18 protein-coding genes are annotated in these 20,133 nt (G+C 60.4%); 8 read left to right on the forward strand and 10 right to left on the reverse strand.

Features of this window, described 5'->3' with window-relative positions:
* Positions 1-34 precede the first annotated feature (34 nt).
* Positions 35-937 carry a LysR family transcriptional regulator gene (locus VF709_RS11275; RefSeq protein ID WP_023620661.1) on the forward strand — a complete coding sequence of 301 codons (903 nt, stop codon included), beginning with the start codon at positions 35-37 and terminating at the stop codon, positions 935-937.
* On the opposite strand, the gene VF709_RS11280 is transcribed toward VF709_RS11275, so the two are convergent.
* Positions 924-1,403 (reverse strand): carboxymuconolactone decarboxylase family protein, encoded by a 480-nt coding sequence (locus VF709_RS11280; RefSeq protein ID WP_013095424.1) that lies wholly within the window; start codon positions 1,401-1,403, stop codon positions 924-926. The two genes, VF709_RS11275 and VF709_RS11280, sit on opposite strands and share 14 nt — an antisense overlap.
* Positions 1,404-1,505: 102 nt before the next feature.
* Between VF709_RS11280 and pdxR the strand changes: the two genes are divergently transcribed.
* Positions 1,506-2,894, forward strand: a complete 1,389-nt coding sequence (gene pdxR / locus VF709_RS11285; protein ID WP_187170854.1) for a MocR-like pyridoxine biosynthesis transcription factor PdxR — start codon at positions 1,506-1,508, stop codon at positions 2,892-2,894.
* An 86-nt stretch (positions 2,895-2,980) separates the two neighbouring features.
* On the opposite strand, the gene VF709_RS11290 is transcribed toward pdxR, so the two are convergent.
* On the reverse strand, positions 2,981-3,142 hold the full coding sequence (locus VF709_RS11290) for a DUF1127 domain-containing protein (RefSeq protein ID WP_013095422.1): 162 nt from the start codon (positions 3,140-3,142) through the stop codon (positions 2,981-2,983).
* Between the two features lie 176 nt (positions 3,143-3,318).
* On the opposite strand from VF709_RS11290, the gene VF709_RS11295 reads away from it, so the two are divergent.
* Complete coding sequence (locus tag VF709_RS11295) at positions 3,319-4,737, forward strand: aminotransferase-like domain-containing protein (RefSeq protein ID WP_187170855.1); 1,419 nt, start codon at positions 3,319-3,321, stop codon at positions 4,735-4,737.
* Between the two features lie 100 nt (positions 4,738-4,837).
* On the opposite strand, the gene VF709_RS11300 is transcribed toward VF709_RS11295, so the two are convergent.
* The 3 genes from VF709_RS11300 to VF709_RS11310 all read right to left on the reverse strand — a co-directional run bounded on the left by VF709_RS11300 (position 4,838) and on the right by VF709_RS11310 (position 7,526).
* A complete protein-coding gene (locus VF709_RS11300) occupies positions 4,838-5,959 on the reverse strand; it encodes a ribosomal protein uL16 3-hydroxylase (RefSeq protein WP_013095420.1) in 1,122 nt (373 codons plus the stop codon).
* Positions 5,960-6,095: 136 nt separating this feature from the next.
* A complete protein-coding gene (locus VF709_RS11305; protein ID WP_013095419.1) occupies positions 6,096-6,692 on the reverse strand; it encodes an ATP-dependent Clp protease proteolytic subunit in 597 nt (198 codons plus the stop codon).
* Positions 6,693-6,755: 63 nt separating this feature from the next.
* Positions 6,756-7,526 carry a DeoR/GlpR family DNA-binding transcription regulator gene (locus VF709_RS11310; RefSeq protein ID WP_013095418.1) on the reverse strand — a complete coding sequence of 257 codons (771 nt, stop codon included), beginning with the start codon at positions 7,524-7,526 and terminating at the stop codon, positions 6,756-6,758.
* 81 nt (positions 7,527-7,607) lie between these two features.
* Between VF709_RS11310 and VF709_RS11315 the strand changes: the two genes are divergently transcribed.
* Complete coding sequence (locus VF709_RS11315) at positions 7,608-7,994, forward strand: VOC family protein (RefSeq protein ID WP_029882203.1); 387 nt, start codon at positions 7,608-7,610, stop codon at positions 7,992-7,994.
* A 179-nt stretch (positions 7,995-8,173) separates the two neighbouring features.
* A complete protein-coding gene (locus tag VF709_RS11320) occupies positions 8,174-8,791 on the forward strand; it encodes a response regulator transcription factor (RefSeq protein ID WP_023620669.1) in 618 nt (205 codons plus the stop codon).
* Positions 8,792-8,794: 3 nt separating this feature from the next.
* Here the strand turns inward: VF709_RS11320 and VF709_RS11325 are convergent, their stop codons facing one another.
* The 5 genes from VF709_RS11325 to VF709_RS11345 are packed head-to-tail and all read right to left on the reverse strand — an operon-like array spanning position 8,795 to position 16,006.
* Positions 8,795-14,377, reverse strand: coding sequence for a trifunctional serine/threonine-protein kinase/ATP-binding protein/sensor histidine kinase (locus VF709_RS11325; RefSeq protein WP_440231589.1), 5,583 nt, complete (start codon positions 14,375-14,377; stop codon positions 8,795-8,797).
* A gap of 9 nt (positions 14,378-14,386) precedes the next feature.
* The gene (locus tag VF709_RS11330; protein WP_013095414.1) at positions 14,387-14,767 is read right to left on the reverse strand and encodes a response regulator transcription factor; all 381 of its coding nucleotides are present in this window, start codon (positions 14,765-14,767) and stop codon (positions 14,387-14,389) included.
* 22 nt (positions 14,768-14,789) lie between these two features.
* Positions 14,790-15,050, reverse strand: coding sequence for a XapX domain-containing protein (locus tag VF709_RS11335; protein ID WP_013095413.1), 261 nt, complete (start codon positions 15,048-15,050; stop codon positions 14,790-14,792).
* Positions 15,047-15,259 (reverse strand): DUF1427 family protein, encoded by a 213-nt coding sequence (locus tag VF709_RS11340; protein ID WP_013095412.1) that lies wholly within the window; start codon positions 15,257-15,259, stop codon positions 15,047-15,049. The genes VF709_RS11335 and VF709_RS11340 overlap by 4 nt, the downstream gene beginning before the upstream one ends.
* A gap of 60 nt (positions 15,260-15,319) precedes the next feature.
* On the reverse strand, positions 15,320-16,006 hold the full coding sequence (locus VF709_RS11345) for a hydrolase (RefSeq protein WP_013095411.1): 687 nt from the start codon (positions 16,004-16,006) through the stop codon (positions 15,320-15,322).
* 217 nt (positions 16,007-16,223) lie between these two features.
* Between VF709_RS11345 and VF709_RS11350 the strand changes: the two genes are divergently transcribed.
* The 3 genes from VF709_RS11350 to VF709_RS11360 are packed head-to-tail and all read left to right on the forward strand — an operon-like array spanning position 16,224 to position 20,118.
* Positions 16,224-18,095 carry an amidohydrolase gene (locus tag VF709_RS11350; protein WP_440231593.1) on the forward strand — a complete coding sequence of 624 codons (1,872 nt, stop codon included), beginning with the start codon at positions 16,224-16,226 and terminating at the stop codon, positions 18,093-18,095.
* Positions 18,095-18,502 carry a DoxX family protein gene (locus tag VF709_RS11355; protein ID WP_020687449.1) on the forward strand — a complete coding sequence of 136 codons (408 nt, stop codon included), beginning with the start codon at positions 18,095-18,097 and terminating at the stop codon, positions 18,500-18,502. The genes VF709_RS11350 and VF709_RS11355 overlap by 1 nt, the downstream gene beginning before the upstream one ends.
* Positions 18,499-20,118, forward strand: coding sequence for an MFS transporter (locus tag VF709_RS11360; RefSeq protein ID WP_114519178.1), 1,620 nt, complete (start codon positions 18,499-18,501; stop codon positions 20,116-20,118). Before VF709_RS11355 ends, VF709_RS11360 begins: the two co-directional genes overlap by 4 nt.
* Positions 20,119-20,133 lie beyond the last annotated feature (15 nt).

A 20,133-nucleotide genomic window follows, 5' to 3' on the forward strand; every position in this document is an offset into this window, starting at 1 on the left:
GCTGCAAGGGTTGTTTCGATTTTCAGGATAATCTATGCATCGTTCAGGTTTGACAGAGCTGGAAGTGGTGATGGCGGTGGTACGACGCGGCAGCTTTCGCGGTGCCGCCCAGGAGCTGGGCATGTCTGCCACGGCGGTGAGTAACGCCATCGCCGGGCTGGAGAGCCGCCTCGAGACGCGTCTTTTTAACCGCACTACCCGCAGCGTGGCGCTCACCGACGCCGGGCAGCGTTATGTGGCGCGCATCGGTCCGGCGCTGCAGGAAATTCGTCAGGCCGGGGAAGAGATCCACAGCGATACCGGTGAACCCGCAGGCACCCTGCGCCTGAACGTGCCGAACAATATTGGCTCCCTGTTTCTGGACCAGCTGCTGATCGACTTTATGATCCGCTACCCGAAAATGCGTGTTGAAACGGTGAGCGAGGCGCGGATGATCGATATCGTCGCCGAAGGCTACGACGCCGGGATCCGCCTTGAAGAGGCGGTGCCGCAGGATATGATCGCCGTACCGCTGACCGGAGAGATCCGCCAGCTCGTGACCGCCACACCGGACTATTTTGCCCGCCACGGTATACCGCAAACGCCGGAGGATCTGCTGTTGCATCAGGGGATCGGGATGCGCATGGCCCACGGTGGGATCTACCGCTGGGAGCTGGCCCGTCGGGGAGTCCAGTATGCGCTGGCCGTGCCGCCGCGTTTTGCGACATCCGATCTTTTTGCCTCGATCCGCGCGGTCAAAGCAGGGCTGGGGATTGGCTTTTTGCCGGAACTCTATATCCGTGACGAGCTGAAAAGCGGGGAACTGGTGAGCGTGTTAAACGACTGGACGCAGCCGTTTGCCGGGCTGCGTCTTTACTATCCAGGCCATCGCCACGTCCCGCCGGGGTTGCGGGCGCTGGTGGCGATGATCCGCGAGCGCGGGATTATTCCAGGTTAGCCTTGTTCAGTCCGTAAGCTGCGTCCAGCGAGCCGGGGGCCATGCGCGAGGTAATGCCTAAACGGTTCCAGGCGTTGATCGCCACGATGGCGAAGTTCAGCTCTGAAATTTCCACGTCAGAAAAGTGTTCCGCCACGCTGCGGTACAGCGCGTCGCTCACCCCGTGAACGCCAATCTGGGTCAACGCTTCGGCGAAGGCCAGCGCCGCTTTCTCGCGAGCGCTGAACAGCGGAGATTCGCGCCAGGCCGCCAGGTGGTAAAGGCGCAGTTCGCGCTCCCCGGCAATTTTGGCCTCTTTGGAGTGCATATCCAGACAGAAGGTACAGCCGTTCAGCTGGGAAACGCGAATGTCGATCAGGTGCTTCAGCGCCGGGTCGATGGAGGTTTTCGCCACTTCCATGCTCAGGGCGGACAGCGCGTTGGCAAGGGCTGGAGTGACTTTATGGTGGTTTACGCGAGTGCTCATTGTCTTTCCTCTTATTTACACGGTATGTGTCATGCGATGAGGACAATCTACGCGGGTCATGACATAGTAAAAAGATACAAAAACCATAAAATGAGGTAGGACATGAAGCCGGGCTATCACGACATTTACACCCGCTATCGCGACAACATTACGCGCGGCGTGCTGAAGCCTGGCGATAAGGTGCCCGCCATTCGCGTACTGGCCGAAGAGCTCAAGGTAGCGCGCAAAACCGTCGAAACGGCGTATGCCATTTTAATCGGCGAAGGGTACCTGGTGAGCCAGGGCGCGCGCGGCACGCGGGTCAATCCCGATCTCTTGCTACCCGCGACGCCGGCTCCAGCGGATCACACCACCGGTACGCTCCCGGCATCGCTTATCAACCAGCGTGAACGAGCGGGTTTTCTGCGCCCCGGCATTCCCTCCCTCGACAGCTTCCCCTATAAAAAATGGTTACTGCTGGCAGGCCAGGCGACGCGCTCCATGCGCCCGGAAGAGATGCTCAACCCGCCGGTGCTGGGCTGGTATCCCCTGCGCCAGGCCATCGCCCGCTATCTGAATATCTCCCGCGGGCTCTCGTGTACCGCCGAACAGGTGTTGATCACCAGCGGCTACAGCGGCAGCCTGCGCCTGATCCTCGATACGCTCGCCAGCCGCAGCGACAAAGTGGTGTTTGAAGATCCGGGCTATTTCATGGGCCAGCAGTTGCTTAAGCGGATTGTGCCACGTCTGCACACCGTGCCGGTCGATCGCTGCGGCATCGACACGGAGTATCTGTTGCATCATCACCGCGACGCCCGTTTTGCTATCGTGACGCCCTCTCACCAGAGCCCACTGGCGGTAACGCTCTCTCTGCCGCGTAAACAGCAGCTTCTCGACTGGGCGAGCCAGAACGGGGCGTGGATTATTGAAGATGATTACGACGGAGAATTTCACTATACCCGCAAGGTGCTGCCGTCGCTGAAAAGCCTCGATCGCCATGATCGGGTGATCTTTATGGGCACTTTCAGTAAAACCATTATGCCCTCCTTACGCATGGGCTACATCGTGATGCCCGCCAGCACGGTTGAGGCATTTACCGACTGTGCGGACATCGTCGCCAGCGGCCAGCCGGTGTTGACGCAAAAAATCCTCACCACCTTTCTCAACGAGGGCCATTTTTTCCGTCATCTTAAGAAGATGCGCGCGCTGTACCAGACCCGCCGGGAGTGGATGATTGCCGCCCTGCGTGAGGTATATGGCGATCTGTTTTTCACCGAGCAAAACGACGGCGGAATGCATATCGTGGCGTTTCTGGCGAAAGGCAGCAACGATCGGGAGGTGGCGTGCTGCTGGCAAGCGCAGCAGCTGCAGGTGAATGCCCTTTCAGAGTGGTATCGCGGGTCGGGCAAACGTTACGGGCTGGTGATGGGCTATAACAACGTGCGGTCATATCAGGAGGCGGTGGATTTGCTGGAAAGACCGAAGCGGCAGACACTTACGCTGTTGAGCTAAACATCGCCCGGTGGCGCTACGCTTACCGGGCCTACGGGATCGAGTAGGCCGGGTAAGGCGCAGCCGCCACCCGGCGGCGACGTGTCTCACACATCATACCGCGACAATCCAACGTCCTTGAGCTGCTCATCGCTCATCTGGCTCAGAATGCGGCGGGTACGGTTGATGCGATACCAGTTGCAGATCGTTTTGCCGATCCAGACGAAGACAATAAACGGACGTTTTGAACGATTCTCATAGAATTCCATGATGCTCTCCTCACCGTGTCAGTGGGGCTATGATCGTGGAAAACGGCTTTAGCAATACAGACTCAAAAACAACTTTTGTTTAACATACAGATCCGCTAAAACGGTATCTGCATGCCGTTTTTTGCGGCAATCTGTACTGGTTTTGTAATCTGTATGGTGACAACAAAGGATACAGCATGACGCGCTACCAACATCTGGCCAATCTACTGGCAGAACGCATTGAACAAGGGCTGTATCGCAGCGGTGAACGTCTGCCGTCGGTACGCGCGCTGAGCCAGGAGCATGGCGTGAGCATCAGCACCATACAGCAGGCCTATCAGATCCTCGAAAACCTGCAGCTCATCACTCCCCAGCCGCGTTCCGGCTATTTTGTGTCTAAGCGCAAGGCCCAGCCGCCGATGCCGGCCATGACGCGCCCGGTGCAGCGCCCGGTGGACGTCACCCAGTGGGATGAGGTGATGATGCTGCTGGATGCCCGCGCCGACAAAGAGATGATCTCCTTTGGCGGCGGTTCGCCAGACGTTAACCAGCCGAGCCTGAAGCCCCTGTGGCGTGAGATGAGCCGCATCGCACAGCACAACCCCGCCGAAATGCTGAGCTATGACGTACTCGACGGGCGCCTTGAGCTGCGCGAGCAGATCGCCCGGCTGATGCTCGACGGGGGCTCCACCGTGGCGGCGAACGAGATTGTGATCACCAACGGCTGCCACGGCGCGCTCTCCATCGCCCTGCTGTCGGTCTGTAAACCAGGAGACATTGTGGCGGTGGAGTCGCCGTCGTTCCACGGCACCATGCAGATGTTGCGCGGGTTTGACATCAAGGCGATAGAAATTCCGACCGATTCGCAAACCGGGATCAGCATTGAGGCATTAGAGCTGGCGCTGGAGCAGTGGCCCATCAAAGCAGTCATCCTGGTGCCTAACTGCAATAATCCGCTTGGGTTTATCATGCCGGAGTCGCATAAGAAGCAGGTGCTGGCCCTGGCCCAGCGGCACGATATCGTGATCGTCGAGGATGATATCTACGGCGAGCTGGCGGCGGAATACCCGCGCCCGCGGACCATTCACTCCATGGATATTGATGGCCGCGTGATCCTCTGCAGCTCGTTTACCAAAACCGTGGCGCCAGGGTTACGCGTCGGCTGGATTGTGCCGGGACGCTACTACGACCGGGTGATGCACATGAAATACGCCGCGGGCGGGTTTAACGTGCCGGGCACGCAGATGGCGGTGGCGGCGTTTATCCGCGACGGCCATTATCATCGCCACGTGCGCCGTATGCGCCAGTTTTATCAGCAGAATATGGAAACCTATACCTGCTGGGTACGGCAATATTTTCCGGCAGACATATGCGTGACGCGCCCGCAGGGCAGTTTTTTGCTGTGGGTGGAGCTACCGGAGAGGGTCGATATGGTGTGCGTCAGCAAGCAGCTGTGCCGCCTGAAGATCCAGGCCGCGGCCGGGTCGCTGTTTTCCGCCTCCGGAAAGTACCGCAACTGCCTGCGGATTAACGTGGCATTACCGCCGACGGATAAGCATCGCGAGGCATTGAAGAAGATGGGTGAAGCGATTGTGATTGCGATGGAGGAGGGCTAGTGCGGCCTGATGCCCTCACCCCGGCCCTCTCCCACAGGGAGAGGGAGAAAACCGCCGTTGTAGGCCCGGTAAGCGCAGCGCCACCGGGCAACAGGCCGCACTACTCGTCGAAGTACCAGTACCCCTGGTTAATCAGCCCGGTGAGCTCCTCGACAAACGCCGGGTTGTTCAGCGCATCGCCCAGCTCGGCCTGGCCCAGCTCAGTGTAGCGGCACAGCGCGTCCGCCGCCTTCGCGTCGACTGTCTCGAGCTGTTCGCTGTTGATGAAGAAACTGCCGTTGATATTCAGCACGCGCAGGCCGCTCAGGCGAGACAATCTCTCTCCGCCCTGCAACGCGTCCAGCACCTCCTCGGGCGCATACGGCGGCTCGGCGGCGGCGATATCCAGCTCGTGACGTGGCGTGGAGACAAAGCTGCCGAACCATTTTGTGAAATCATCCGGCTTACCGATCATGTCGATCATCATCTGGCGAATGCGATCGAGCTCGTACTGCTCAATGCGCCCAGGGTGTTCGCGACAGGTCAGATCCGGATCGCTGTAATGCTCCCCGCCCAGATCGTTTTCCAGCGCGTAATCGGCAAAGCTGCTGATCAGATCGCGGCCGTTTGGCCCCCGGAAACCCACAGAGTAGTTCAGCGCGGTTTCATGGGTGAAGCCGTCGTGCGGGAATCCTGGTGGAATGTAGAGAATATCGCCCGGCGCCAGATCTTCGTCGATGATCGGTTCAAACGGATCCACGTGCAGCAGCGCCGGATGTGGGCAGAACTGACGCATCGGCAGCTTGTCACCCACGCGCCAGCGACGGCTGCCCATCCCCTGAATGATGAACACATCGTACTGATCGATATGCGGGCCCACGCCGCCGCCCGGCACGGAGAAGGAGATCATGAGATCATCCAGACGCCAGTCCGGCAGCACGCGGAACGGGCGCACCAGCTCCGCCGCCGGCATGTGCCAGTGGTTCACCGCCTGCGCCAGCAGCGACCAGCCGGTTTCACCCAGGCCGTCAAAGTGCTCAAACGGACCATTGCTGGCCTGCCATTTGCCGTTGAAATGGCTCACCAGACGGCTATCGACCTCCGGCTCCATCGCCAGGCCTGCCAGTTCGTCCGGGGTAATCGGGTCGACAAAATTCGGGAAGGCATTTTTCAGCACAACGGGTTTTTTTTGCCAGTATTTCTCAAGAAATTCCGGCCAGTTCAGGTTCAGTTGATACGCCATGGATAGCACCAGTGAGAGGGGAAACAGGCGCGATTATAGGCAAGAAGGCAGAGGGGGAACTTGTCATGGGTCAAACCAGCACGCGTAGGTCGGGTAAGGCGTAGCCGCCACCCGACACGTACACGGCGTTAAAAACTTAATCCAGCTTCAGATCGTCATAATGGGTAATCAGTTTACCCACAATGCCGTAATCCAGCGCTTCGGCCGGAGACATCCAGAAGTTGCGGTCGGTGTCTTTTTTCACTTTTTCCAGCGGCTGGCCGGTGGCATCAGCGATCAGCTTGTTCACGCGGTCCAGCATGCGGATGATCTCGCGCGCTTCAATCTCAATATCCGTCGCCTGACCGCGCACGCCGCCCAGCGGCTGGTGGATCATAAAGCGGGTGTTTGGCAGCGAGTAGCGATGCTCTTTTTTCGCCGCCAGGAAGATGGTGATCCCGGCGCTCGCCACCCAGCCGGTACCGATCACGTGCACGTCCGGGCGGATGAACTTGATGAAGTCGTGAATGGTATCACCGGCTTCCACGTGACCGCCCTGGCTGTTGATGTACAGTTTGATCGGATCGTTGCTCACGCTTTGCAGCAGGATCAGCTGGGTGATGACTTTCTCTGCCAGCGCCTGGTTGATTTCACCGGAGATAACAATCGAGCGGGATTCCAGCAGCTTCTGCTGCAGTGCGCTCTGTGTCCCTTCCGCTTTATCCTTATCGCCGTCTTTCAGTGTGTAGTGCATTGTTATGTCCTCAGCATTTAGCGCTTAAAACCAGAGTGTAGCCTGTTTTACCCGTGAAAGTCCTCAGGCGCACACAATGCGAATGTCCTGGGCCGCAAACGCGTCGACAACGCCCTGTTCCAGCGCCTCTTCTACCACCAGCACATCAATGTCCTGACACGTCGCCACCACAAAGCGCGCCACGCCGGGAAGTTTGTCTGCCGTCAGAGCCACGATGGTCTGGTTGCTCTGGGCGATAACCGCCTTTTTGAATTCGCAGTCGGCAAAATCAAAGCCGGTGAGCCCCATCTGCGGATCCATCGCGCAGCCGCCAATAAAGGCCTGATCGAAGATAATGCCCTGGATCTGACCCGCGGCCGTGGCGCCCACCGACCCGCCGGATGCCCGCTGGATCTGCCCGCCGGTGATGATCACCTCGCACAGGGGATGGCGCAGCAGTTCCGTGGCGATGGCCGGGGAGTTGGTCACCACCGTGACGTTGAGATCCGCCGGGAGGGCTTTCGCCAGCGCCAGGTTTGTTGTCCCCGCGTCAATAAAAATGCACCCGCCCGCCTGAACCAGCGTTGCTGCTTTCTGCGCGATTGTGTGCTTTTCTGCACTTATTTTCTGCTCGCGGCTTAAAAAATTACCCGCATCCGGAAGCTGAAGCACCGCGCCGCCGTAGACCTTTTTGCAATAGCCCTCTTTGCTAAGTTCATGTAAATCACGGCGAATCGTGTGCTCGGATACGTTCATCTGGCTCGCCAGCTCGGTACAGACCACCCTTCCGCTCTTCTGAAGGATCTGGCGGATCCGCGCTTGTCGCTGTTCAGGAAAAGCTGCATAATCGAGCATTGAAAGTCCTTTAATAATTCTAATCGAGTATCAATGCGCATAATGTTGCATAACCGCGCAACACAAACAACGAGGGTTACAATGAATATTGCACATGTCGCACTCTGGACCCGCAGCCTTAACGCCCAGGTTCAGTTCTGGGAAACGGTGTTTAATGGCCGCAGCAACGCACGCTACGTCAGTAAAAATCGTCCGGGTTTTGAATCCCATTTTATTACCCTTGATGAGGGGCCGACGATTGAGCTGATGACCATTCCGGACCTGCCCGACGCGCCTGCCCACCCTGAATTTATCGGTTGGGCGCATATCGCCATCAACGTCGGCGGAAAAGCACAGGTGGACAGCATGGCGGCACAGGCCAGGGCAAACGGCACGCTGCTTAGCGCCCCGCGTATGACCGGGGACGGCTTCTATGAAGCGGTAATCGCGGACCCGGACGGTAATCGCATTGAGCTTGTCGGTGCATAAAAACAGCGTTTCGTTCCTTCACCGCCCCTGTTCCGGCTCGCTATACTTCATATGGTTATCATATTGTTAAATGATAATGATATTTAATGTGTTAAGATGAAAGTCAGCATAAACAGTCTCTTACGTAACCGAAGGGACGGTTTGCATCCTCGACATTTAAATCAGCACCGGGGCGGTGAATGGAACACATTGTGTATGTGGTTGATGACGATGACGCCGTCAGGCAGTCCGTGACCGGGCTACTGGAATCGGCAGACCTGAACGCTATCGGCTTTTCATCGGCAGAAGCATTTCTTCAGCACCGCTTCGAGGATCTGCCTTCGTGCGTGATCCTCGATATGCAAATGCCCACCATCTCCGGTTTTGAGGTGGCTGATGCCCTCAGGGACAGCGGGCGTGAGATCCCGATTATTTTCCTCACCGGCCACGGCACCATCCCGATGTCGGTTCGCGCCATCAAAGGCGGGGCCTATGAGTTTCTGACCAAACCGGTTGAATCCGCCGCGCTTATCGACGCCATTGAATCCGCGCTCCGGCTGGCGGAAAACAACGCCGTGCGTAATAAAGAGCACTACGCCCTGAAGCAGCGCCATATGTCTCTTACCCCGCGCGAACATGAAGTGCTCCAGCTGGCGATAAGCGGCCTGCTGAACAAGCAGATCGCCGCCGAGCTTGGGGTGAGCGAAATCACGGTGAAAGTCCATCGCCGCCGCGTGATGGAGAAGATGCAGGTGCGCTCCGTGGCAGAGCTGGTCAGGGTCGTGGAACGCCTGAGCAAAAGTCTGCCAACGGAATAGCCGTTACCCTTCCTGTGCCGCAAGCGGCAGCGCAAAAGCAAAGACGGTGCCGTGCGGCTCCCGGCGGCGCGCGCTCAGTTTCCCGCAGTGCCGCTCAATGATGCTGGCGCTGATGGTCAGCCCCATCCCCATGCCCTGCGCTTTGGTGGAATAGAACGAGTCAAAAATCTTCTCCAGCCGCTCAGGCTCTATGCCGCTGCCGGTATCGGCTATCTCCACCAGCACTCTCCCTTCTGCATTGCTGGTGCTGATGGTGATGGTGCAAGAGCGATCTTTCACCTCGGCCATCGCCTCTACCGCGTTCATCACCAGGTTGAGCAGCACCTGCTGGATCTGCACGCTGTCGCCGGTGATAAAGCTGTCCTGCGCCTGCAAAAGGTAATCGACGCTAATGTGTCGCTGCTCAAGCTCGCTGCGCGACAGCGCGATGATATGGTGGACCAGGTAGTGCAGATCGATGCGTGAGAAGGTCGGATCCTGCTTGCGCGTCAGGGACTGAATGCTGCGGATGATCTCCCCCGCCCGCGCCCCTTCAGCGGCGATCTCCTCCAGCCCTTCACGCACTTTATCCAGCCGGGCTGGCTCCCGGTTGAGCCAGCGCAGGCTCGCCCCGGCGTTGGAGACGATCGACATCAGCGGCTGGTTGATCTCATGAGCGATGGAAGAGGTCAATTGCCCGACGGTGGTCGCCCGGGAAACGCGCGCCAGATCCGCCTGCGCCACCCGCATCGCATCTTCCGCCGCCCGCTGGCTGGTAATGTCGGTGATGATGCCGTAATACTCGTTCACCTCGCTGCCCACGCCCACCGGATCGCCAATCCCGAGAATATAGCGGGTTGAGCCATCGGTACGGTTAATGCGGAACTCCGCCCGCATGGAGAGCCCTTCGCGTACGCTTTGGGTGACGATGGTACTGATCCGGGCGTAATCATCCTTATGCACAAAGGTCAAAAACTCCGCCATGGAGATCTTCTTTTGCTGTTCAGGCAGGCCGAGGATGCGGGCGTACTCCTCGGAGATAAACATCAGATCCTGCTCCAGCTCCCAGCGCCAGCTGCCGGTGTGGCTGATCTGCTCGCCCAGCATCAGCGAGGTCTGGCTGGATCGCAGCTCTTTCTCCACGCGGCGACGCTGGATGTTTTCCGCCAGCAGCTCGGCATACAGGCGCGCCGTCTCCAGCGAGACCGCCGCCTGCGCCCCCAGCAGGCTCACCACGCGGGAGTGCTCGGCGGTAAAGACCTCCGGCATCAGGCGATTTTCCAGGTAGAGCACGCCCACCAGCCGCGCCTGTTTGAACATCGGGACGCACATCACGGCCGCCCCCGAGGTCACGAGATAAGGATCCTGGCTAAAGGGGTGGAACTCTTCCGGCTTGCCGGTGCGGATCTCCTGTCCGGTGCGGATCACCGCCGCCAGCACCGACAGCGGCATATCGGTCGCCATCGGGACCTCTTTCAGGATCCGCACCCGCACGCCGTCAGTACTGGTCCACGCGCTGGCCTCGATCTCCGGGATATGGTTGTCGCTCACGCGCAGCAGCAGACCGCGCTGCGCCCCGGCCCGTTCAAGCAGCAGCGTCATCAGGTTTTCGATTAACCGCTCAAGGTTAATTTCTTCAGACAGCGCGCGTGACGCCTTGATCACGCTTTGCAGATCGCGAATCACTTCATTCTGCGCGAAAGCCACCGTGTCGTACGCGCTGGCCTGGGCGGAGCTCAGAAGATGCGGAAAATCCTGCTCAAGCTGGCGCACTTTTGCCTGTGCACCGGCGCGGCCCCAGGCGGCGATCGCCCCGCGGAAGTGGGCGTCCGAGGCGGTCGGATAGCCGCAGGCAAGGGCAAAGCGCCCTGCCAGCTCGTGGGCCAGCGCGTTCAGCGGATTAAAACCACCCTCCCGCGAGAGGCGCACCGCTTTCTCATACTGCTCAAGCGCAATGCTGTTCATCCCGTCCAGACGCACGATTTCGGCGTAAATCAGCGCCTCTTTGTCGGCAAACGTGCCCGGATTAATCCGTGCCCAGAGGGCGATTTTGTCGTAGTGGGCGTGAATGCTGCGACGGTGATTTGCCGAGAAGGTCTCCGGCGTCAGCTGTCTGGAAAGCGACAGGGCGCTGTAGAGATGGTAATCCAGCAGGTGAATGTGGCCGGGCGCAGACCATGCGAACCAGCCCGCCTGCTCCAGCTCCGCCTGCGCGGCGGCATACTCCCCGCAGGTAAAGTGCGCCATCCCACGGTACAGCCAGTACCAGAACAACATGGTCGAGGTCTGCTCCGGGGCCTGCTCAGGCGCCGCTGGCAGCATCGCTTCAGGGAGTACCTGCGCGGCGCTCCAGGTGCCGATGACCGGCGTACGCAGAAACTCAACGTAGCCGCGCTGGAGCATCAAAATCGTTTCGATGTCCTGGAAGTGGGTTTTACGGACAAAGGCCAGACCGCGATCGATGCTGGTCAGCACCCCGTCCAGATGATCGCCCCGCGAGAGGAAGTTGATCACCTGATGGCAGGCCGCAAAGCAGGCCACCGTCATATCACCGTGAGTGACGGCGGCGGTAAAGCAGGCTTTGGCGCACTCGATGGTGAATGACAGCGGCTGGGTCCAGACGCTGAGCTGATCGAGCGGCAGCAGGGTTTTGGCTTCAAAGGCATCGTAGCCGTGACGGTTTACCAGCTCGCGGGCCAGCGTGCCGTACTGGAAACCAAGGCGATACTCGGCGTAGCGTTGGCCAATCAATACGCCAAACCAGGCCATCGCCGTGGTGGAGGCGCCGGTGATACCGTGGTCGAGGGTCAGATGCATCATGCGACAAAGCAGCAAAAAGTGCAGGCGCGGACAGATAAAACTGGCGCAAATGCTGGCGCTATACAGCAGGTTCATCACCGCTTCGGTTTGCGGGTTGTCCATTTGCGAGAGCTGGACAAAATGCTGTTGCGGCGCGTCTCCCACGCGGTTGCAGAAGTGTTTCCAGGCTTCGTCGCACTCGACGTCTTCCGGGTAGTGGCTGATCTGGATACCAAAAATCCCCAGCCAGCACAGCGCCGCCTCCAGCGCCAGACGGCTGTCGGACTGGCGAATGTAGACTTCCACCAGCAGGTTAGCCGCCAGCGCTTTTTCAGTCAGCCCGCCGGGGCAGCCGAGGATCGCGTCACACAGCTCGCGGGTTCGCTCCAGGTGGCCGAGCGCAAATTCACAGCCCGCCTCTTCGATGTCGAGCATAAAGTCAGACACCGCCCCGGCATTGCCCAGCGCTCTGGCGGTCTGAATGTAGCTCAGGGCCGAATGATAATCGCCGGTGCGCTTCGCCCGCCGTGCGGCCAGCAGGCTGAGCTCGCGGAACATCTGGCGCTGCGGCGCAGGCTGAATGCTGTCCAGCGCGGCCGTCACGTGGTGCACGGCGCGGAACAGCAGTTCGTTCCCCGCCGCCTGACGCGCGGCCTCGGCCAGCAGGCTGGCGGTGGTCAGGTGCAGGTGGCTCCTCTCACGCTGATCCAGCAGTGCGAAAGCAGCCTCCTGCACCCTGTCGTGGGTAAAGGCATACGCTTTTTCCGTCAGCACAATCAGCTGCGCCATCACCGCCGGGTGCAGCGCATAACGGATTTCCGCCACCGACATCCCGACCACGCGGCACAGCATCTCCAGCTCGCCCGTGCCGCCAAGACAGGCAATGCTGCCCAGCAGACGACGCGTCTCGTCGGGCATCTCTTCGAGCTTTTCCAGCACCAGGGTGACGACGTTTTCAGTGTAATGCCGGGCGCGGATCGCCTGCAGATCGTACTGCCATTTGTCCTGATACTTGTTATGCACCACCAGCCCGTCATCAACAATGCGGCGGAAAAACTCATGCACGAACAGCGGGTTGCCGCCGGTTTTCTCGTGGATAAGCGTGGCGAGGTCGGTTGTTGTGGCGCTGCGCACGCGAAACAGCGTGCCCAGCCAGCGTGCTACCGCCTTCACCGTCAGCGGCTGCGGGATAATCTCGATGGCGTGCTGCGCCGACGCCGGCAGGCTCGCGAGCTGCTGCTGTAACGCGGGATCGGACAACGAGGCGATGTCCCGGTGCGCCACCACCAGCAATAGCGGAATGGCACCGCAGGTCGCCAGCAGGTGCTTCAACGTTTGCAGGCTGGCGGCGTCGCTCCACTGCAGATCGTCAAGCAGCAAGACCAGCGGACAGCCCTGCGAGGCAAAGGTTTTAACCAGCGCCAGCACCATATGGCTGAAGCGGGCCCGGGCATCAATGGAAAATGTATCTGCCGAGAAGCGAGGTTTACTCTCCAGCAGCAACCCCAGCTCGGGCACCAGGCTGACGGCCAGCTCTTCATATCCTTCCAGGGCGCGCGCGAGGCGGATTTTCCACTTCGCCACCTCTTCCGCAGGCAGCCCGAGCAGGTGCAGCGTCAGGGTGCGAAACGCCGAGCTTAATACGCCGTAGGGTAACGTCGGCGAAAACTGATCGACCTTGCCCACCGCCAGCAGCACCCTGCGCTGTTGCAACGTTTTTAACGCCGTGGCGATAATCGAGGATTTACCGATCCCCGACGGCCCGCCGATCGTCACCAGCTCCGGCACAATGTTTTGCCCCACCCGCTCAAACGCGGCGATGACGTCGTTTGCCTGCGGATGCGTCGCAAACAGGGAGTCCGCCAGATGGATCGCCGGCGTCCGGTCCTGCTGGCCGGGCGTGAAGGCGACGATCTCGCCTTCGGAGGTTAACGTCGCCTGGCAGCGTCGAAGATCGGCAATCAGCCCGTCGACGGTCTGGTAGCGGTTATCGGGTTGCTTCTCCAGCAGCTTGAGGATGATGGTCGACAGCATGTCGGGCACATCCGGGCGCAACACGGCGGGAGAAAGCGGCTCAGAGGCAATGTGGTAATGCGCCCAGTTGGTCTGCTCGTTCTCGCCCAGCTCAAACGGCAGGCGTCCGGTCAGGAGCTCATAAAGCACAATGCCGAGGCTGTAGAGATCGCTGCGGCAATCGACGGCCCGCTGTGTGCGGGTGGTGTGCTCCGGGGACATATAGGCGGGCGTACCGCCAGAGACGGCTAACCGGGTCTGGGAAAAGGCCCCCGAGATACTGCATGACAGGCCAAAGCTGCCCAGACGGCAGGTTGAATCGTGATGAACAAAGATATTGCCGGGCTTGATATCGCCGTGGATCAGGTTCTGCAGATGCATCTGGCGCAGCGGCGTGCAGATCTGGATCGCCAGCTCGATAAACCCGGCGATCCCCGAGATCGCCCTGCCCGCGCGTCGCGCCAGCAGCTCAAACGAAAACGGCGCATACACCAGTGCAAAACGCCCCCGGTACTGAGTGGAGGCCACGGCGCGAATGGCCCAGCTGCCCTGCAGGTGATCGCGCAACGCAAACTCATTTTTGAGCAGCCGGGTGGCCCGCTCTTCCTCTTCGTCGCTGACCGCGGTGGCAATGATAAAGGAGCCGCCAGAATGGGGATGTCGGGCGTTCATCCAGGAGATCCCGCCCTCCTGCGCCAGCACGGTAAAAATGACATCCTCTTTAAGGACAAAAACCCGCCCATCATGGAGATTTCCCTGGGCGGGCCAGAATGCAGGCAGCTCGTTTTCGTTCATCCGCGATCCTTATTGTCGGCGGGCCAGCTCCCGCTGAATATGATCCAGCAGAATATCGATGTTAATAGGCTTACGCAAAAATGCAGCGGCGCCCAAATCAAGAGCGTACCGCTGCATATTTTCATCAGCATGACCGGAGATAAAGAGTACGGGGGGAGGCGGGGCGGCCAGCAGCCGCAGCTTTTCAAACAGCTCCAGGCCGTTCATGCCCCGCAGCTTGATATCGGTGATCACCAGCGCCGCGCCGGACAGGGCGAACGGGTGGCTCAGAAACACCTCTGCCGAATCAAACGTGTCGGTCGCATACCCTTCCGACTCCAGGAGGTTACTCAGCCCGCTGCGGACAGAACGTTCGTCATCAATGATGGCAATGCGCCACGGCAGCGTCATGCTGTTATTCCTCAAAAAATCATTAAACGTCGCGGTTTTCCTTCACGGGCGCGGGAGGCGCCGTGCCGCTGATTTTCGGCACACACTCGTGACGAAACCAGGCCAGAGTCAGCGGTTCGCGATTCAGTATGCGACGTCCCACCGGGATCAGCTGTTCGCCCACCAGCATACCAAACAGGCCAAGCAGGGCGACAACCGGCGGTGCCGGAGAGTGGACGTTGAGCAGAGCGTAAATTACCCCAGCCAGCACGCCGCACACCAGCGAAATTATCCAGGCCTTCATGATGACTCTCCTGCCGGATGGTGAACCACTGCCGGAACGCTCACCACGCTGTCGCGGGCTAACAGATGGCGCGTCGCCTGCTCCCCGGCCAGCATCCCCAGCAGGCCAATCAGCGCCAGCGCGGGCGGCGCGGGGGAGCGTACCTTCAGCGCGGCATACATCAGGCCGATCAACACGCCTGCCGCAAGGGATATCAACCCTGTACTCATAGAGAACTCCAGAAAGCAGTCAGTGGCAGGCCGGATGAGGGACCAGCCTGCCGCCTGGACTTAGCGGGCCGGGACCGGCGCTAAGGTACGGTGCTCGCTCTTCTGGCGAGACGGCGCTTTGTGCACCATGGTGTAAGCGTAATCCACACCCATGCCGTACGCGCCGGAGTGCTCGCGCACGATATCCATCACCGCGGTGTAGGTCTCTTTACGCGCCCAGTCGCGCTGCCACTCCAGCATCACCTGCTGCCAGGTCACCGGGATCACGCCCGCCTGGATCATGCGCTGCATGGCAAAGTCGTGGGCTTCTTTGGTGGTACCGCCAGACGCGTCCGCCACCATATAAATTTCGTAGTCGCCTTCCAGCATTGCGCACAGGGCAAAGCTGTTGTTGCACACTTCGGTCCACAGACCGGCAACCACCACCTTCTTCTTGCCGTTGGCTTTCAGCGCGTCGCGCACCTTCTGGTCGTCCCAGGAGTTCATGGAGGTACGCTCCAGAATGTCCTGGCCCGGGAACACGTCCAGCAGCTCCGGGTAGGTGTTACCGGAGAAGCTTTCAGTCTCTACGGTGGTGATGATGGTCGGGATGTTGAACACTTTGGCCGCTTTCGCCAGCGCCACGGTGTTGTTTTTCAGCACCTGGCGGTCAATAGACTGCACGCCAAACGCCATCTGTGGCTGGTGGTCGATGAAAATAATCTGACAGTTCGCAGGGGTTAATACTTCGAGCTTTGAAGAGGTCATAGCATTTTCCAGTGGTTAAGGGTGAAATCGCCGTGAGTGCCACGCCGATAAAGTCGCCCCCATCCTGCGGCCTTCTGCGCCTGTGCGTAATTATCTCTTCGTATAGTTAACCTTAGGTATAGTTATACTTTGGTATACCTATCCTATTGTATAACTGGATCTTTGCCGAAACCGGTTCCCATAATCCTGACCATTCCCCTCTCAGTCAGGAGCAGTTATGGTTACCCTTGGAAAAGCCGATCTCATTCTGGTTAACGGCCAGTTTCACACCGTCGATCGCGAGAATCCTGTGGCGGAAGCCGTCGCCGTGCGCGACGGAAAATTTCTGGAAGTGGGTACCGTCGCCGAGGTGATGCAACACCACTGCGACGGCACTAAAGTGGTGGATTTAAAAGGCCACACCGCCATCCCCGGCCTGAACGACTCCCACCTGCACCTCATTCGTGGCGGGCTGAACTACAACCTCGAGCTGCGCTGGGAAGGCGTGCCGTCTCTGGCCGATGCCCTGCGGATGCTGAAAGAACAAGCCCTGCGCACGCCATCGCCCCAGTGGGTGCGCGTGGTGGGCGGCTGGAGCGAGTTCCAGTTTGCCGAACGCCGCATGCCAACCCTGGACGAAATTAACGACGCCGCGCCGGATACCCCGGTCTTTATCCTGCACCTCTACGACCGCGCCCTGCTCAACCGCGCCGCGCTGAAGGTGGTTGGCTACACCAAAGACACGCCAAACCCGCCGGGCGGCGAGATCCAGCGCGACGCCAACGGCAACCCGACCGGGATGCTGATCGCCCGTCCGAACGCCATGATCCTCTACGCCACGCTGGCCAAAGGGCCGAAGCTGCCGCTGGAGCAGCAGGTTAACTCCACCCGCCAGTTTATGCGCGAGCTGAACCGTCTGGGACTGACCAGCGCCATCGACGCGGGCGGCGGCTTCCAGAACTACCCGGAAGATTACGAGGTGATTGCCGAGTTGCACGAGAAGAAGCAGATGACCGTCCGCATCGCCTACAACCTCTTTACCCAGCGTCCGGGCCACGAGCTGGAAGACTTTGAGAAATGGACCGACATGCTCACGCCGGGCCAGGGCAGCGACTTCTTCCGCCATAACGGCGCGGGCGAGATGCTGGTCTTCTCCGCCGCCGATTTTGAAGATTTCCTCGAACCACGCCCTGACCTCGCGCCGGGCATGGAGGATGAGCTGGAGCGCGTGGTGCGCCATCTGGTAGAGCACCGCTGGCCGTTCCGCCTGCACGCCACCTACAACGAGTCCATCAGCCGCATGCTGGACGTGTTCGAAAAAGTTAACCGCGATATTCCGTTCAACGGCCTGCACTGGTTCTTCGACCATGCGGAGACTGTCACCCAGGCCAACATCGACCGCATCAAAGTGCTCGGCGGCGGCATTGCCGTGCAGCACCGCATGGCCTTCCAGGGCGAATACTTTGCCGAGCGTTACGGCATTGAAGCCACCCGCCATACGCCACCGGTGGCAAAAATGCTGGAGACCGGCGTACCGGTGGGCTTAGGCACCGATGCCACCCGCGTGGCGAGCTACAACCCGTGGACCGCCCTCTACTGGCTGGTCTCTGGCCGTACCGTCGGCGGGATGCAGATGTACGATCACAGCGCCCGTCTGGATCGCGACACCGCCCTGATGCTCTGGACCCAGGGCAGCGCATGGTTCTCCAGCGAACAAAACCAGAAGGGGCAGATTAAGGTCGGCCAGCTCGCCGACCTGGCGGTGCTGAGCAAAGACTACTTCCGCGTGCCGGAAGAGGAGATCAAGGGCATCGAATCCGTCCTGACGGTGGTCAACGGCGATATCGTCTACGCCGCAGGCAGCTTTGGCCCGCTGGCCCCGCCTGCCATTCCGGTTCTTCCCGAGTGGTCCCCGGTGGTGAAGGTGCCGGGCCACTACCGCAGCGCGCCGCCGCAGGCCACACGCGTGGGTATGAATGCCGTCCACCACTGCAGCGGCCCGTGCGGGGTGCACAGCCACCAGCATGATTTTGCGCGCACGTCAGAGATACCGGTGTCGGACGATAACGCATTCTGGGGGGCGCTGGGCTGCAGCTGCTTTGCATTCTGATGAAAAACACCTTTGCTCCGCCCCGGGTCGACCTGGGGCTGTTTTTCCTGCGTCTCACCGGCAGCCTGCTGTTGCTGTACGTACACGGCCTGCCGAAGGTGCTGCACTTCAGCGAAGAGCTGACACGCATTGAAGATCCGTTCGGCTTCGGGCCCTGGGCGAGCCTGATCCCGGCGATTGTCGCCGAGGTGATCTGCCCGCTGTTTATCATTGCGGGCGTCTACACCCGCCTGGCGTGCCTGCCGATTATTGCCGTGCTGCTGGTGGCGATGCTGGCGGTACACCCGAACTGGTCGATTGCCGAAGGGCAGTTTGGCTGGCTGCTGCTGATTATCTTCACCACCCTTGCCCTGACCGGGCCGGGCCAGTGGCGGCTGCAGCGTAAGGTAACGGAGAAATTTGCATGACCCAGGTTAACGACGTTCGTGACGCCCACGTCGAGACGACGCCCGCACCGACGGTTTCGCCCTGGCAGCCGCTGAGCCAGCCGGTATTCCGCATGCTGTGGATCGCCACGGTGGTCTCTAACGTCGGCTCATGGATGAGCGACGTCGGTATTAACTGGAGCATGCTGAGCCTGAGCGCCGATCCGCTGGATATCGCGCTGGTACAGGCGGCCAGCAGCCTGCCAATGTTCCTCTTCGCCCTGCCGTCCGGGGTGATGGCGGACATCGTCGACCGACGTAAATACCTGCTCTTCTCCCAGCTGTGGGTGTTCATCGCCGCCGCCGGGCTGGCGGTGCTCTCCTTCACCGGCCACGTCACGCCTGCGGTTCTGCTGGTGACGACGTTTCTGCTGAGCGTGGGCGCGGCGATGAGCTCGCCGCCGTTCCAGGCGGTGGTGCCCGACCTGGTGAGCAAGCCGGAGCTGGGTGCCGCCGTGGCGCTGAACTCGCTCGGGGTGAACATCAGCCGGGCGATTGGCCCTGCGCTGGGCGGTTTTCTGCTGTCGCTGGCCGGGCCGTGGATGGTGTTTGCCCTGAACGCGCTCTCCGTGGTCGGCGTGGCGTGGGTGCTGTGGCGCTGGCGTCCCGCATCGACAGTGCAGCGTCTGCCGCCGGAGCACTTCTTCTCGGCGGTGCGCTCTGGCATCCGTTACGTGCACGCCGCGCCGGTGCTGCGCAACGTGCTGGTGCGCACGGTGGCCTTCTTCGTTTTCGGCAGCGCGGGCTGGGCCCTGCTGCCGCTGGTGGCGCGCCGCGAGCTGGGCTTAGGCCCGGCGGGCTACGGCGTGATGCTGGCGTGCATTGGCCTGGGGGCGATCGCCGGGGCGATCCTGCTGCCGCGACTGCGCCAGCGGCTGAACGCCGACCGCCTGATGGTGGCCGCCAGCCTGACATTTGCCCTCACCATGCTGGCGCTGGCGTTCGTACGCCACTTCTGGCTGCTGAACCTGTTTGAGTTTTTCACCGGCTTCGCGTGGATTGCGGTGCTTTCCACCCTCAATCTCGGCGCGCAGCGCAGCGCGGCACGCTGGGTGAAAGCCCGTGCGCTGGCGGTTTATCTGACGGTGTTCTTCGGCTCGATGACCGCCGGCAGCGCCCTCTGGGGACAGATCGCTTCGCAGTTTGGCACCCCGACTTCGCTGGTGGTCGCCACGCTGGGAATGGTGCTGGCGAGCGCGACGGTGTTCCGCTGGAAGCTGGAGAAAGATCCTGATTTAAATCTCGACCTCAGCGGCCAGCCGCTGGACGGCATCGAGATCGACCTGCCGAACGAGCGCGGCCCGGTGCTGGTGTCGCACGAGTACATCATCGACCCGCACAACGCGAAAGCGTTTTTGCAGGCAGTGCACGAGCTGCGCCGGGTGCGCCGCCGCGCCGGAGCGATGAGCTGGGCGGTGTACGAGGATATCGAACGCCCCGGACTGTTTATCGAGACCTTCCTGATGGGCTCCTGGATTGAGCATCTGCGCCAGCAGGAGCGCCACACCATGAATGACCTCCTGCTGCAGAGCCGCGTTCTGGCTTTTCATCAGGGCACAACATCACCGGCTATTCGCTACCTGGTCGCGCCGGTATAACCATAACCATCACCT

Origin of the sequence: Enterobacter sp. Lyrl_3 (assembly GCF_051948675.1) — a bacterium.
Classification (GTDB): Bacteria; Pseudomonadota; Gammaproteobacteria; order Enterobacterales; family Enterobacteriaceae; genus Enterobacter; species Enterobacter cloacae.

What these genes read in the sequence shown, in the direction of transcription:
- VF709_RS11275 (WP_023620661.1), top strand. Translation starts at nt 35, where the DNA reads ATGCATCGTTCAGGTTTGACAGAGCTGGAAGTGGTGATGGCGGTGGTA.
- VF709_RS11280 (WP_013095424.1), bottom strand. Translation starts at nt 1,403, where the DNA reads ATGAGCACTCGCGTAAACCACCATAAAGTCACTCCAGCCCTTGCCAAC.
- pdxR (WP_187170854.1), top strand. Translation starts at nt 1,506, where the DNA reads ATGAAGCCGGGCTATCACGACATTTACACCCGCTATCGCGACAACATT.
- VF709_RS11290 (WP_013095422.1), bottom strand. Translation starts at nt 3,142, where the DNA reads ATGGAATTCTATGAGAATCGTTCAAAACGTCCGTTTATTGTCTTCGTC.
- VF709_RS11295 (WP_187170855.1), top strand. Translation starts at nt 3,319, where the DNA reads ATGACGCGCTACCAACATCTGGCCAATCTACTGGCAGAACGCATTGAA.
- VF709_RS11300 (WP_013095420.1), bottom strand. Translation starts at nt 5,959, where the DNA reads ATGGCGTATCAACTGAACCTGAACTGGCCGGAATTTCTTGAGAAATAC.
- VF709_RS11305 (WP_013095419.1), bottom strand. Translation starts at nt 6,692, where the DNA reads ATGCACTACACACTGAAAGACGGCGATAAGGATAAAGCGGAAGGGACA.
- VF709_RS11310 (WP_013095418.1), bottom strand. Translation starts at nt 7,526, where the DNA reads ATGCTCGATTATGCAGCTTTTCCTGAACAGCGACAAGCGCGGATCCGC.
- VF709_RS11315 (WP_029882203.1), top strand. Translation starts at nt 7,608, where the DNA reads ATGAATATTGCACATGTCGCACTCTGGACCCGCAGCCTTAACGCCCAG.
- VF709_RS11320 (WP_023620669.1), top strand. Translation starts at nt 8,174, where the DNA reads ATGGAACACATTGTGTATGTGGTTGATGACGATGACGCCGTCAGGCAG.
- VF709_RS11325 (WP_440231589.1), bottom strand. Translation starts at nt 14,377, where the DNA reads ATGAACGAAAACGAGCTGCCTGCATTCTGGCCCGCCCAGGGAAATCTC.
- VF709_RS11330 (WP_013095414.1), bottom strand. Translation starts at nt 14,767, where the DNA reads ATGACGCTGCCGTGGCGCATTGCCATCATTGATGACGAACGTTCTGTC.
- VF709_RS11335 (WP_013095413.1), bottom strand. Translation starts at nt 15,050, where the DNA reads ATGAAGGCCTGGATAATTTCGCTGGTGTGCGGCGTGCTGGCTGGGGTA.
- VF709_RS11340 (WP_013095412.1), bottom strand. Translation starts at nt 15,259, where the DNA reads ATGAGTACAGGGTTGATATCCCTTGCGGCAGGCGTGTTGATCGGCCTG.
- VF709_RS11345 (WP_013095411.1), bottom strand. Translation starts at nt 16,006, where the DNA reads ATGACCTCTTCAAAGCTCGAAGTATTAACCCCTGCGAACTGTCAGATT.
- VF709_RS11350 (WP_440231593.1), top strand. Translation starts at nt 16,224, where the DNA reads ATGGTTACCCTTGGAAAAGCCGATCTCATTCTGGTTAACGGCCAGTTT.
- VF709_RS11355 (WP_020687449.1), top strand. Translation starts at nt 18,095, where the DNA reads ATGAAAAACACCTTTGCTCCGCCCCGGGTCGACCTGGGGCTGTTTTTC.
- VF709_RS11360 (WP_114519178.1), top strand. Translation starts at nt 18,499, where the DNA reads ATGACCCAGGTTAACGACGTTCGTGACGCCCACGTCGAGACGACGCCC.